This window comes from Stenotrophomonas sp. 109824_Sma (assembly GCF_056480025.1).
Genome location: NZ_CM151078.1, coordinates 1019234 through 1031427, shown reverse-complemented (window position 1 = coordinate 1031427; position 12194 = coordinate 1019234). Strand labels below are relative to the sequence as shown.

Annotated in this window: 14 protein-coding genes and 1 pseudogene; all 15 read left to right on the top strand. The window is 64.7% G+C overall.

The window, feature by feature from the left end; all coding sequences use genetic code 11:
- Positions 1-328: 328 nt before the first annotated feature.
- The 15 genes and pseudogenes from ACZK1G_RS04760 (at position 329) to ACZK1G_RS04690 (ending at position 12155) form a co-directional block, all read left to right on the top strand.
- Positions 329-601, top strand: a complete 273-nt coding sequence (locus tag ACZK1G_RS04760; protein WP_014036176.1) for a hypothetical protein — start codon at positions 329-331, stop codon at positions 599-601.
- Positions 602-713: 112 nt separating this feature from the next.
- Positions 714-860 (top strand): annotated as a pseudogene (locus tag ACZK1G_RS04755) (hypothetical protein); the annotation flags it as partial.
- Positions 861-863: 3 nt separating this feature from the next.
- Positions 864-2243, top strand: a complete 1380-nt coding sequence (locus ACZK1G_RS04750; protein WP_233490837.1) for a hypothetical protein — start codon at positions 864-866, stop codon at positions 2241-2243.
- The gene (locus ACZK1G_RS04745) at positions 2240-3025 is read left to right on the top strand and encodes a hypothetical protein (RefSeq protein ID WP_101765005.1); all 786 of its coding nucleotides are present in this window, start codon (positions 2240-2242) and stop codon (positions 3023-3025) included. Before ACZK1G_RS04750 ends, ACZK1G_RS04745 begins: the two co-directional genes overlap by 4 nt.
- A 15-nt stretch (positions 3026-3040) precedes the next feature.
- The gene (locus ACZK1G_RS04740) at positions 3041-3856 is read left to right on the top strand and encodes a TadE/TadG family type IV pilus assembly protein (protein ID WP_049446643.1); all 816 of its coding nucleotides are present in this window, start codon (positions 3041-3043) and stop codon (positions 3854-3856) included.
- Entirely contained in the window at positions 3840-4508 is a 669-nt protein-coding gene (locus ACZK1G_RS04735; protein WP_101765004.1) for a hypothetical protein, read from the top strand. Before ACZK1G_RS04740 ends, ACZK1G_RS04735 begins: the two co-directional genes overlap by 17 nt.
- A gap of 10 nt (positions 4509-4518) precedes the next feature.
- The gene (locus ACZK1G_RS04730; protein ID WP_014036171.1) at positions 4519-4704 is read left to right on the top strand and encodes a hypothetical protein; all 186 of its coding nucleotides are present in this window, start codon (positions 4519-4521) and stop codon (positions 4702-4704) included.
- Complete coding sequence (gene cpaB, locus ACZK1G_RS04725; RefSeq protein WP_014036170.1) at positions 4701-5495, top strand: Flp pilus assembly protein CpaB; 795 nt, start codon at positions 4701-4703, stop codon at positions 5493-5495. Before ACZK1G_RS04730 ends, cpaB begins: the two co-directional genes overlap by 4 nt.
- Positions 5482-6978, top strand: a complete 1497-nt coding sequence (locus ACZK1G_RS04720) for a type II and III secretion system protein family protein (RefSeq protein ID WP_049446648.1) — start codon at positions 5482-5484, stop codon at positions 6976-6978. The genes cpaB and ACZK1G_RS04720 overlap by 14 nt, the downstream gene beginning before the upstream one ends.
- 13 nt (positions 6979-6991) lie before the next feature.
- Complete coding sequence (locus ACZK1G_RS04715; protein ID WP_080347544.1) at positions 6992-8716, top strand: TadA family conjugal transfer-associated ATPase; 1725 nt, start codon at positions 6992-6994, stop codon at positions 8714-8716.
- On the top strand, positions 8709-9563 hold the full coding sequence (locus tag ACZK1G_RS04710) for a type II secretion system F family protein (RefSeq protein ID WP_014036167.1): 855 nt from the start codon (positions 8709-8711) through the stop codon (positions 9561-9563). The genes ACZK1G_RS04715 and ACZK1G_RS04710 overlap by 8 nt, the downstream gene beginning before the upstream one ends.
- Positions 9560-10450 (top strand): type II secretion system F family protein, encoded by an 891-nt coding sequence (locus ACZK1G_RS04705; RefSeq protein WP_049446650.1) that lies wholly within the window; start codon positions 9560-9562, stop codon positions 10448-10450. The genes ACZK1G_RS04710 and ACZK1G_RS04705 overlap by 4 nt, the downstream gene beginning before the upstream one ends.
- Before the next feature lie 10 nt (positions 10451-10460).
- A complete protein-coding gene (locus ACZK1G_RS04700) occupies positions 10461-10844 on the top strand; it encodes a DUF192 domain-containing protein (RefSeq protein WP_053085946.1) in 384 nt (127 codons plus the stop codon).
- Complete coding sequence (locus ACZK1G_RS04695) at positions 10841-11527, top strand: TadE/TadG family type IV pilus assembly protein (RefSeq protein ID WP_101765003.1); 687 nt, start codon at positions 10841-10843, stop codon at positions 11525-11527. The genes ACZK1G_RS04700 and ACZK1G_RS04695 overlap by 4 nt, the downstream gene beginning before the upstream one ends.
- Position 11528: 1 nt before the next feature.
- Positions 11529-12155 (top strand): hypothetical protein, encoded by a 627-nt coding sequence (locus ACZK1G_RS04690; RefSeq protein ID WP_049446654.1) that lies wholly within the window; start codon positions 11529-11531, stop codon positions 12153-12155.
- Positions 12156-12194 lie beyond the last annotated feature (39 nt).

Here is a 12194-nt window from a genome sequence, read left to right as displayed (position 1 = left end):
GACATAAATGTGTCAGTTGAATGTTAATTTCTTTGACGAAAATGGGCGCATCTAGCTCAAAATTGACGCGTTTATGTGCAGACAATTGTTAATTTGCAATACGCATCACATTTTCAAATATTTCATTGCATATCGGAAAAACCTGACTTGTATCGTCAATTTTCTGTCGATAGGCTTGGCCCCGTTCTCGAACGAGCGACAAATTTTCGACGAACCAGGGTGTGAGCTTCCTGTCTTTACCTCGCCCTGCCATTAATCAGGATCCCCCAGCGGACACGCCGAATATCCCGCACATCCGGGAGGATTCCTGCCATCAAGGAGGAAATACATGGAACGCAGCCGTCGTCACATCCGTTTTTCCCGTAAGCAGGCCGGTCAGGGCATGACCGAGTACATCATCATCACCGCGCTGATCGCCATCGCCGCGATCGGAGCCGTCACCTTCTTCGGAGGCACGGTTCGCAGCCAGGTGGCAGGCATGTCGAAAGAACTGTCCGGCCAGAGCGCAACGCAGTCGATCAACCGCGCCAAGAACCAGGCAAACAGCGCCCAGCAGGAAGCTGACAAGACCAAGGGCATGGACGCGTACAAGAACAAGTAATACCCCAGCCCTGGCGGCATGAAGCCGCCAGGGCCCTCCCAGCATAATCTCCCTGCGCGCACCGCACGCGGCGCGCGACGGGCAGCCATGGCCTCCGGCCCAGGAATTCGTTATGCGCAGCGCATTGGCTTTGGCACGAAGCCGTGCGGCCCGGGGCGTTTCCAGCCACCGAACGGTCGCCGGCCAAGCAATGGTTCTCGGGCTGGCACTCATTCTGGTTCTGTGCATCGGGATTGTCCTGCTGTTCAACACGGGGCAGGTGGTGAACAAGAAGGTGGAGCTGGTCAACGCGGCGGACGCAGCCGCCTACAGCGTTGCGATCCAGCAGGCACGCGCACTGAACTACGCGGCCTACATGAACCGTGCCCGGGTTGCCAACGAAGTGGCCGTGGCACAGACGATCAGCCTCTATTCGTGGCTGAACCAGATGCACACCACGTCGATCGTCATCCGCACCACGCTGGATGTGCTCTCCGCCATTCCCTACATCGGCGTGGTGTTCAAGGCACTGGCAACCGCCTTCAAGGTCGCCGAACGCATCCTCAAGGCCACCCGCCAGGCGTTCCAGCCTGTCGCGCAGGCGGCCATCATCGCCATCGACAAGCTCAACATGATGTTCGCTGCCTCGGTGCAGCTCGTCATCGAAGGCGTATCACGGCTGGACAGCTACACCATCGCCAAGGATGTGCTGCAGCGGAACTCACCGCAGGCACAGCTGGGCACCATTGGAACCGCGGTGCTCGGCACGCAACTGGCCACGGCCGAGAACCGGCTGCTGCAGCGCTACAGCATTCCCCGCACCGCCAACGGTGGCTCGGCCACGCAGCGCCAGGGTGCCGACCGCTTCCGCAATGTGGTGATGCAGTCGCGTGATGGCTTCAGCAAGAGCCGCAGCGATGATTTCCTCGGCTTCCTGGTGCAGTCCGGCGGCACCGACATGGTCGACTACAACCGATGGGCGGCGCTGGACACCATGGCCGTCGAGCTTCCGCTGCCCTGGCCGCTTTCCGATATCGATATTCCGGTCGGCTGGGGCGGCGCGCAGGCCGTGGAAAGCTATCGCAACCAGCGATTCCTCAATGGCTTCGGCAACGGCAACGGCTGGTACTCGGACTGGGACCGTCGCCGCTACCGCCCGTATGGCGAAGCGGTGCGCCGCAATCGTGGCGCGGCGTGGATTGTCGACCGCAGCCAGGATGCCAACGTGCGCTTCGCCAACGGCCAGCATCGCAAGGCCTTCTTCACCGGCTACAACGGCCTGCGCGACTATCACGATGTCAAGGCCGGGCAGGCACTGCAGCCCTACGCAGACAATGATCGTGACCGCGACAAGGTCGGCCCGGTCTTCACCATCTATGCCGAGACCGCCGGCGCCAGTGCGCGCACCACCTCCGGCGCCGGCATCGGCGCTCCGGCCGGCTCGCAGATGGAACTGCCGGACAAGATGGCCAACAACAAGATCGCCGCACTTTCCTCCGCGCAGGTGTTCTTCGACCGTCCGGTGCAGCTGCGCATGTTCAGCCGCGATGACCGCAAGCGTGAAACCGGAAACCTGTTCAGCCCCTACTGGCAGGCGCGACTGGTCAAGACCGATGCCACCACCAAGGCTGCCCTGGCGGCAGCCGGAGCCCTGATGCCATGACGTTTGCTGTATTCAATCGCCTGCACCTGTCGATCGCCACACTGCTGATCAGCGGGTGTGGCAGCGCGGCGGACAACGGTGAGCCGGCCGCTGCCAAAAACATGCCCGGCATCCATCTTGACCAGATTGCCGAGACCCTGGTGGATGGCCGCAATGCGGCACGCACCAGCTACCAGCAGGCACTGAGCGACTGCCAGGCGGCCGGGCTGCCGACCCGCGCGCTGGATGACGCCGACGTCGCCCGCCTGGGGACCGTCCGTTACGAAGCCTGGCTTTCCAGCAAAGAGGAAGTGTTCCGTACCCGCGAGTGGCGCCTGCTCAACGATGGCCCGTCGACCAGCTGCCAGTTCCGCCTGGAGACCACCGGCCTGCAGGAGACCCAGAGCGCCTCCGGCGTGGAGCAGGTCGATCTGGCAACGGGAGAGCGCAGCCAGTCCCCTGCCGACAGCGACGGGCTCACCCGCTTTGCCGCCGAAGCCGATGAAGGCAGCGCCTCGCCGGGCTTCCAGCGCGCGGGCAGCCGCAGAGTCGCCGGCCAACCGTGCAACGCGTGGAAAGACGAGAACGGACGATTCAGCCAGTGCGTGTGGTCGGCCGGCGCCAGCTGGGGCTTCACTCCCGGTGCGCTGAACGACTACCGGCCGAGCCGCTACGCCATTGTCCTGGAGCAGGAACCCCTGGACGGCAATGGCACCCGCCTGACCACGCAGCGCATGACGGTGGGCCAACCCTTTGAACGCGGCGACCTCGAGGTACCGCGCGAACCGTCCTCCCAACGATGACCTGCTGAGGTAGCCATGGACAGGGAACGCCCAATCCGCGGCGCGCGTCGCCAGCGCGGCCAGAGTCTCACCGAAGTCGCCGTGCTCTGCGCCGTGCTGGTGCCGATCTTCCTGCTGATCCCGATCCTCGCCAAGTACATCCACGCCCGCCAGGCCACCCAGCAAGCCGCGCGCGCGATCGCCTGGGAAGCCACCGTATCGCCGGACTACAAGTTGCCGGCCAGCGGACGCCAGCGCGATCTCGCCGTCGACCGCTACTTCGGGCGTGCCAACGACCCCATCGTCAGCCAGGCGCAGACCGGCGCACGCGATGCCGCCGTCGGCGACGTACTGATGAACACCTTCTCCAACCAGCCGCTGGTGCGGCGCGGTGACCTCGCCCTGGTCTCCTACACCAGCACGTCGGCAGGCGGCATGATGAAGAAGATCGGCGATGTGACCTCGATGTTCGGTTCGTTCCCGCCCAACCGCAACGGCCTGACCCAGGCCCAGCTGCGGTTGGATGTGCAGGATCTGAAAAGTGCCAATGGCAGTGCTGCCGCCTACCTGGAACCCTTCGATTCGCTGGGCCTGAAGCTGCAGGCCACCCATGTGGTGCTGGCCGACCCCTGGAATGCCGCCGGTTCCGGGCTCAAGGTCAACTCGTCACGCTCGGTGATCGCGCAGGTCAAGCCGTTGGTGCCGTCCCAGCACATGGCGGGCATCGCCAAGGCGTTTGACGGCCTCTCCGGCATCCCGATGATCGGGACGCTGAGCAGGCTTGATCCCGGTTACATCGCACCCGACGTGGTGCCTGTCGACAAGTTGCCTGCCTATGCGCCGTCGCGTTGACCTCCTGGCGGCACTGGCCGCGCTGCTGTTCGCCTGGCCTGCGCTGGCCGCGTCCTGGCCCGACATTCCCGAGCCCGAGGGTGCGGAGAGCGAGTGGGTGGCCAAGGACATGCTCTACAACGGCCTGCCCATGCGCATCTCGCGCTTCACGTCCACATTGCCGGTGTCGTCCATCGTCAGCTACTACAACCGCGAATGGCCTGGGCAGACCGTGATCAACGAGGTCGGCGGCAAGACCGTGATCGGCCATGCACACGGCGAGTACTACGTGACCATCGAGGTATCGGCCAAGGGCAGTGGCAGCCAGTCACAGATCGGCATTACACGCCTGCTCAAGCGCAAGCCCGATGCGGCGGCCGGCGCCGATTTCCCGAAACCGTCCGGAACGCAGGTGATCAATGACATCACCTACCTGGACACGCCCGGGCGCAGCCTGTCCATGGAAAGCACGCTGTCTCCCTTCCAGACCGATGCCTTCTACGCCAGCCGCCTCCCAGCGGATGGCTGGAGCCGCAGTTCCGGCCCAGCAGGGTGTTCGATGATCGCGCTGCAGTGCGTTGTCCGCTACAGCAAGGGCAGCCAGGAAATGACCATGACCTTCAACCGGCACGAGCAGGGAACCTCGATTGTCGTCAACCAGTCGCAGCACTGAGACCACCGCCATGAGAAAACGCATTCCACCGTCCCTACGCCGCCAGCGCGGGGCCGCACTGATCGAGTACGCCGTGGTCGCTTCCGTCGGTGTCCTGGTCCTGGTCGCCGAACCGAACATCGTGCTCGAGCTGATCGCTTCACTGCGCAAGGCGTACCAGGGGTTCACCTACATGCTGTCGATGGGAGTCGTATGAAGGCGCTCCCGCTGAAAGCCAACCGCAACGTCGTCTTCATCATCATCGCCCTCGCCCTTGGCCTGTTCGCGGCCCTGGTCGCCGTGCGCTACGTGCAGAAGGCGGTGAACGAACGTGCCGCACCGCCGGTGGAAATGGTGCCGGTGGCCGTGCCCAAGACCGACATGGAACCGGGCAGCATCGTCACCGTTGCCGACCTTGCAGTGCGCGAAGTCCCCGCCGACCTGCCGCCTGCCGATGCGATCACCCCCGACAACGTGTCCGAATACAGCGGACGCATGCTGCGCGCGCCGATCCGCGAAGGTGCACCGCTGGGTGCCAGTGCGCTGGTACCGCTGTACGACCAGTTCTCACGCGTGATCGCCAAGGGCAACGTGGGCTACACCCTCCAGGTGGACGAGACGAACTCGATCTCCGGCATGATCGCCCCCGGGGATCACGTCGACATCCTGCTGACCGTCGAGCAGGAACAAACCGGTGCCCGGGTGCTGCCGCTGCTTGAGGACATCAACGTACTGGCAACCGGCAACCGCGTCGGTGAAACGCCGGCCTCGGAAGACCAGCAGGGCTATTCGAACATCACTCTGGAACTGACACCGGCGCAGGCGCAGCGACTCACGGTCGCTGCCAAGGCGGGTTCGATGCGGGTGATGCTTCGCCAGGTGGAGGATCGTGGTGCGTTCGGCCTCAGTGGCATGACGCAGAGGGAACTGCTCGGCAACGGCACGCAGGGTCGTGCTGGCGTGCAATTCATCATTGGGGGCAAAGGGTCGACGAATGCGCAGCAATAATGGAATCCGCAGCCTCATCGCCGCCACCGCGGCCATCGCTGTTGCCACCGCACCACTGCTGGCCGTGGCACAGACCACTGGCACCCAGCTGACCCCGGTGCCGATTACGGTCGCACCGCGCCCCGCCGTCCAGGCACAGCCGCAGGCAAGCACCAACCATGCACCGGTACCGGGCGGGCAGAGCGCCTTCCCGGCGCCGGTTGCCGATCCCGCCTATCGCACCAGCGCATCGGCCATGCCTGCGGTGCCGCTGCCCACCCGCGCCCGGATCTATGCCGGCCAGGCTGCGGTCTACACGCTGCCCAGCGGGCTCAAGCGCGTGGCCGTCGGTAGTGGCGAGATGCTCGAAGTCACCAACGTCGGCCCACGTGACCTGATCATGATGGGCATGAAGGCCGGCTCCACCACGGTTCACCTGTGGCTGCAGAACGGCAAGCAGTTGCAGGTGCAGGTGGACATCTCCGAGAACGATGCGGTCAGCCTGGCCGAAACCATCCGCACCCTGCTGGCCGATGTGGAAAAGATAAACGTGCATGCCGTCGCCGACCGCGTGGTCATCACCGGCCAGGACATCAATCCGGGGATCGGCAGCCGCATCGATGCGATCCAGAAGATCTACCCGACGGTGTTGAACTTCACTACCGCCGACCCGGTGGGCATGCGCCCGATGGTGCAGATGGACGTGAAGATCATGGAGTTCGACACCAATGCGCTGGAAGAACTCGGCATCCAGTGGGACAACGTGATCCGCGGCCCGGTGGCCGGCATCGTCAAGGATTTCACCAACAACAACTACTACCGCATCAACCCCGAGCAGAGCCCGGCCAACGGCGTGCTGTTGCCGAACAAGCTGCAGGGAACCCAGGCCTTCTTTGGCATCGCCACGCAGATCGGCTCGGCGATCAACCTGATGATGAACAAGGGCAAAGCGTTCCTGCTGGCCTCGCCCCAACTCAGTGCGCGCAGCGGTGGGCAGGCGAAGTTCCTGGCTGGCGGCGAAGTGCCGATCCCGGTTCCGCAGGGCTTTGGCCAGGTCACCGTCGACTACAAGGAATACGGCATCAAGCTCGACATCGAGCCACTGGTCAACTTCAACGAGGACATCTCCACCCGCATCCTGGCCGAGGTCAGCCGTGTCGATCCGACAGTGACCGTGCAGGGCGTTCCGGGCTTCACCACCCGCCGCACCGAGTCGGAAATCAACGTCCACGCCGGGGAAACCATCGTCATTTCCGGACTGATCGACTCCAGCGCGCAGCAGGATGCCAAGCGCCTGCCGCTGCTGGGCGATATCCCGATCCTGGGAAAACTGTTCCGCTCCGATGGCTTCCGTGGCAACCGTACCGAGCTGGTGATGTTCGTTACTCCGCGCGTGGTGACGCCGGGCTCGCAGGAAAACCTCGATGGCCTGGAGCGTGCGCGACAGATCCAGGAGCGCGGCCAGCAGGCCATGCCGCGCCGGAACAAAGATTTCGTGCAGTAACCGGGGCCGTCGCATGTTCAACATCCTCATCGACACACCCAATCGCGACCAGCGACGTGTCCGCTGCCTGCACCGTGAATGCGGGATCGGCCGTGGCGATGGCAACCTGGTGGTGCTGCAGGGTTGGAGCATCGCCCAACGCCATGCGGCGCTGAAGCGCGAGGACCAGGGCATCTTCATCGAGAGCCTGGGAGGCCGCTCGCCGGTACTGGTGAATGGCGAACAGGTCAAAGGCAGCCGTGGCCCACTCACCAGCCGTGACCGCGTGCAGATCGGGGACTACCTGCTGCAGGTGGTGGACGACGACCCTCCAGCCGAACCCACCGCCGATGCCGGCAGCTTCAATGCGGGCGCGGCCAACGATGCGCCGGTGGACTCCACGCCTGCACCGACGCCCGCGCCGGCGCAGCCATCCAGCGAACGCCAGTTGGCACGACCGGAGCAGCTGCCGCCGGACATGGCCGTCTATCGTGCAAAGCTGCATGCCTCGCTGGTCAAGCAGATGGACCTGCGCCGGCTCGATGTGCGCAGCATGGACGATGAGTCACTGCGCAACGCCACCATCAAGCTGATCGATGAAGTGATGCAACGGGAGTTCTCCGAGCTGCCCAAGACGATCAACCCGCGCAGGCTGGCCAAGGAAGTGCTCGATGAGGCCATCGGCCTGGGCCCGCTGGAAGACCTGATCGACGATGCGACGGTGACGGAAATCATGGTCAACGCGCACGACCAGATTTTCATTGAACGTGCCGGCAGGATCGAGCGGTCCCCCATTGTTTTCACCAGTGACCGCGCGGTGTTGTCGGCCATCGAACGCATCGTGACGCCCCTCGGTCGTCGCATCGACGAAAGCTCGCCGATGGTCGACGCGCGGCTGAAGGATGGCTCCCGCGTCAACGCCATCATTCCGCCGGTGGCGCTGCGCGGCCCGAGCATCAGCATCCGAAAGTTCGCCAAGCGCAAGCTGGAAGGAAAGGACCTGCTCACGTTCGGCTCGCTCAGCCAGCCGATGCTGGAATTCCTGATCGTTGCGGTGCGCGAACGGCGCAACATCGTCGTTACCGGCGGCACCGGCTCCGGCAAGACCACCCTGCTCAACATCCTTTCCAACTTCATTCCCGATACCGATCGCATCGTCACCATCGAGGACGCGGCCGAACTGAAGCTCGTCCAGCCCAACCTGGTCGCCCTGGAAGCGCGTCCTCCCAACATGGAAGGCAAAGGCCACATTTCCATCCGCGACCTGGTGCGCAACGCGCTGCGCATGCGCCCGGACCGCATCGTGGTCGGCGAGTGCCGCGGCGGCGAAGCACTGGACATGCTGCAGGCCATGAACACCGGCCACGAAGGATCGCTGACCACCGCCCATGCCAACAATCCACGCGAGGCGCTGTCGCGCCTGGAAGTGATGGTCATGATGTCCGGCATGGAACTGCCGATGACGGTGGTGCGCGAGCAGATCTCGTCGGCGGTGGACCTGATCGTGCACCAGAAGCGCTTCCCCTGCGGTTCGCGCAAGGTCAGCCACATCACTGAGCTGACCGGCATGGAAAGCGGCACCATCCAGCTGCAGGATGTATTCCTGTTCAAGGCACGTTCCAGTGCCGGACGCGATGGCAAGGTGGTGGGCGAATTCGTCGCGACCGGTGCAGTGCCGGAGTTCTATGAAGAGCTTGCCGAGCGCGGCGTCGCGGTTGACCTGGACATCTTCCGCACCGGGGGACGGCGGAATGAGTGACATCCTGCTGATCGCCCTGCTGTGTTTTGCCTGCGTGACAGGCTCGGTACTGCTGCTGGCGCGTGCCAGCTCCGGCTTCATGGACCGCTACCGCGCCAACTTCATGGACCAGGCGCGGGTCAATCTGGCCGACATGTTCCTGTTCGTCGATCCGCGCGTGCTGTTCAGGACCAATGTCCTGATGCTGCTGGCGATTCCCGTGCTGCTGTGGATCGTCACCGGCGGCAACCTGCTGCTGCCGATCCTGGCCCTGATCCTGCTGGCCGTAGCGCCCCGCAAGATCTACCTGTGGCTGAAGCAACGCCGCCTCGACCAGATCCAGCAGCAGTTGCCCGACGGGCTGCTGATGCTGGCCGGCAGCCTCAAGGCCGGCGTCGGCTTCAATCCCGCGCTGGAGGCACTGGCCCATGACGGCCTGCCTCCGCTGGCCCAGGAGCTGGCACTGGTGCTGCGCGAGCAGCACATGGGCGTGCGCACGGAGGAGGCGCTGGACAACTTCGCCGCCCGCGTACCCATCGCCGACGTGAAGCTGTTCGTGGCCGCCGTCAGCATTTCGCGCGAGGTCGGTGGCAATCTCGCCGAAAGCCTGTCCACGCTCGCCGAAACGCTGCGGCGCAAGCTCATCATGGAAGGCAAGGTCAAGGCACTCACCGCGCAGGGGCGCCTGCAGGGCATCGTCATGGCAATGCTCCCGGCCGGTCTTGTCGGCTTCCTCGTGCTGTTCTATCCGGAAACGATGAATCCCATGTTCCATACCTTCATCGGCTGGTGCGTCATGGGCCTGATCGGGGTACTGGAATACCTCGGCTACCGCATGTGCCGCAAAATCATGACGATCGATATATGAACGCCCTGCTCATCCTGGTCGCACTGCTTGCCGCTGCCGCTGTTGGGCTGCTTGCATTCGCGCTGCGCGGACTGGTGCAGTCGGTCGAGGTCGACCAGCGCAACTACCAGGATCCGCTGCCGCTGCTGCTGCGCATCCTGTGGCCCTTGATCACGGTCGCTACGCGCCTGGCCGGGCCGCGCCTGTCCTCGGCGCAGCTGGAGCGCGCGCACCGCAGCCTGCAATCGGCCGGCCAGGACTTCGTGCTGTCACCGGAAGAACTGTATGGCGCACGCATCGTTTCCGCCGCCGTGGCCAGTACCTTCCTGCTGCTCACCATCATCCTGCTGGGCCGGTTCGGATTCGGCTCCGTGCTGATGGCCCTGGCGTTCGGCGCACCGTTCGGCTGGATGTATCCCACGCTGTGGCTGGGCGAACGGCGCAAGGCGCGCTCCAAGCACGTGATCCGCGACCTGCCCATCTTCCTCGACTTCATCACCATGGCCGTCGAGGCGGGCCTGAACATCACCGGTGCGATCGAGCAGTCCGTCGACAAGGGGCCGCCTGGACCGCTGTCACAGGAGTTCTCGCGCATGCTGCGTGACCTGCGTGCGGGCCTTCCGCGCGCCGAAGCACTGCGGCGCATGTCCGATCGCGCCGACATCTCCCAGTTGACCAGCTTCACCAGCGCCTTGATCCAGGCCGACCGGGTGGGTGCCAGCCTCAGCGACACACTGCGCTCGCAGGCCATGCAACGCCGCGAAGAGCGCTTCCTCCGCGCCGAGAAGCTGGCGCTGGAAGCACCGGTGAAGATGATGCTTCCGCTGGTGCTGTTCTTCTTCCCGCTGATCTTCGTCGTCCTGGCCTACTTCATCTTCCTGCAGATGAAGCAGCAGGGAATCCTGTGAGGCCCCGCGCATGAGAACCGGCGCCCTGATCCGCGACCACCAGCAACTGCTCAGCTGCGTCTGGCATGCCGATCGCTGGCACCAGCGGCTGCGCGGCCTGCTGCTGCGCGCGCCATTGCAGCCTGGGCAGGGCCTCTTGATAACGCCCTGCTCGAGCGTGCACACGCTGGCGATGGGGTACCCGCTCGACCTGTTGTTCCTGGACCGCGACCAACGGGCCGTTGGCTGGCGCGAGGCCGTGCGCCCCTGGCGCGGCGCCTGGTGTCGCGGCGCCTACTCCACGCTGGAGATGCCGGTGAACAGCCTCAGGCATATCGCTCCGGCGCTGGGCGAGGCGTTCCAATGGTGCCCTTCCCCGCCTGAGGCACCGCCATCCACGAGGGCGCTGCAATGAAGCACATCCGCACATCCATCGGCCGTCAGCGTGGCCAGTCGCTGCTTGAATTCTGCATCGTGGTTCCGGCCTTCATCTTCCTCATCCTGGTCATCTTCCAGTTCGTCCTGATCTATCGCGCCAAGTCGCTGCTGGATTTCGCCACGCTGCAGGCCGCGCGTGCCGGTGCGATCAGTGGCGTCAGTCATTCAGAGATGCGCAGCGCGCTGGAAATGGCGATGGCTCCCCTGTACGCGACCTCACCGGATGCCGCCGGTGCCGTCGCCGCCCGCGCCAAGGTCGCCCTGCTGTGGAAGAACCCGTTGCTGTCGCCGAAGATCGAAGTCATCTCGCCCAGCCGCGCGGCGTACAACGAATTCCGCGAGCGCCAGTTCGATGGGCGCTATGCATTGCCGAACGACAACCTTGCCTTCCGCGATGCGCGCGTCGGCAGCAGCCGTGTCAGCGTGCAGGACGCCAACATCCTCAAGATCAAGGTCACCTATCCGATGCCCCTGATCGTTCCCTTTGCCGACCGGGTGATCGCCGGGCTCTCGGACCTGGTCAGCGGAGGCGACAGTTTCCGCCCGGCCTCGATGCTGATCGAGGACCCGATCACCGGCCATCGCCGCATGCCGATCGAGTCCTATGCGATCGTCCGCATGCAGAGCCCCGTGCATGACAGCAACAACCTGGCGCGCTGACATGCGGGTGCTGCTGGCCAGCCTGTTGATGGCAGCAACCTGGGCCGTCGCCGCGCAATCCACGGACGCTGCCGAAAGCGAACCTCCACAGGCGCGATTGCTGGCGCGCGCCTACGGACTCGGCCCGCTCGGCCCCAGCGCACCTGGCGGTGAGGTCGAGGTCGAGATCCGTTTGCGCGGGCCTGCCATCCGTATTGATTTCCGCGGCAACAATGCACCCGATGCATGGCTGACCACCCAGGGCCAGCGCGGCCGGGCATGGCTGGTGAGTGAAAGCGGCAACTACACGCTGCCGGTCGCCGACGCCAGTGGTCCCTACTGGTACGATCCCGCCGCCCCATGCCAGACGATCGGCGGGCGCTGCTCACCCGCACCCGGCGAGTTCATCCTGGGCCGCCTCGCTGCCGGCTGGCGCTATGACAACGCGCACGGCCCTGATGGCACCACCTCCGGCACGTTGTGGATCGATACCCGCACCGGCCTGCTGCTGGGTTACCGTGGCCGCACCGGCAACCAGCGTACCGAGCGCGGCCTGCGGGTTACCCAGGTCGCTTTCGATGAAGTGCCCTCGAGCCTGTTCGACCCGCCCGCCGGGTTGCGTCGACGCACGCAGGATGCGGCGAACTGAGCGACGAGGTCGCAGTGCCGACACTATGGAGCGGTAGGT

What these genes read in the sequence shown, in the direction of transcription:
- ACZK1G_RS04690 (WP_049446654.1), top strand. Translation starts at nt 11,529, where the DNA reads ATGCGGGTGCTGCTGGCCAGCCTGTTGATGGCAGCAACCTGGGCCGTC.
- ACZK1G_RS04705 (WP_049446650.1), top strand. Translation starts at nt 9,560, where the DNA reads ATGAACGCCCTGCTCATCCTGGTCGCACTGCTTGCCGCTGCCGCTGTT.
- ACZK1G_RS04745 (WP_101765005.1), top strand. Translation starts at nt 2,240, where the DNA reads ATGACGTTTGCTGTATTCAATCGCCTGCACCTGTCGATCGCCACACTG.
- ACZK1G_RS04760 (WP_014036176.1), top strand. Translation starts at nt 329, where the DNA reads ATGGAACGCAGCCGTCGTCACATCCGTTTTTCCCGTAAGCAGGCCGGT.
- ACZK1G_RS04740 (WP_049446643.1), top strand. Translation starts at nt 3,041, where the DNA reads ATGGACAGGGAACGCCCAATCCGCGGCGCGCGTCGCCAGCGCGGCCAG.
- ACZK1G_RS04695 (WP_101765003.1), top strand. Translation starts at nt 10,841, where the DNA reads ATGAAGCACATCCGCACATCCATCGGCCGTCAGCGTGGCCAGTCGCTG.
- ACZK1G_RS04735 (WP_101765004.1), top strand. Translation starts at nt 3,840, where the DNA reads ATGCGCCGTCGCGTTGACCTCCTGGCGGCACTGGCCGCGCTGCTGTTC.
- ACZK1G_RS04730 (WP_014036171.1), top strand. Translation starts at nt 4,519, where the DNA reads ATGAGAAAACGCATTCCACCGTCCCTACGCCGCCAGCGCGGGGCCGCA.
- ACZK1G_RS04700 (WP_053085946.1), top strand. Translation starts at nt 10,461, where the DNA reads ATGAGAACCGGCGCCCTGATCCGCGACCACCAGCAACTGCTCAGCTGC.
- cpaB (WP_014036170.1), top strand. Translation starts at nt 4,701, where the DNA reads ATGAAGGCGCTCCCGCTGAAAGCCAACCGCAACGTCGTCTTCATCATC.
- ACZK1G_RS04710 (WP_014036167.1), top strand. Translation starts at nt 8,709, where the DNA reads ATGAGTGACATCCTGCTGATCGCCCTGCTGTGTTTTGCCTGCGTGACA.
- ACZK1G_RS04715 (WP_080347544.1), top strand. Translation starts at nt 6,992, where the DNA reads ATGTTCAACATCCTCATCGACACACCCAATCGCGACCAGCGACGTGTC.
- ACZK1G_RS04720 (WP_049446648.1), top strand. Translation starts at nt 5,482, where the DNA reads ATGCGCAGCAATAATGGAATCCGCAGCCTCATCGCCGCCACCGCGGCC.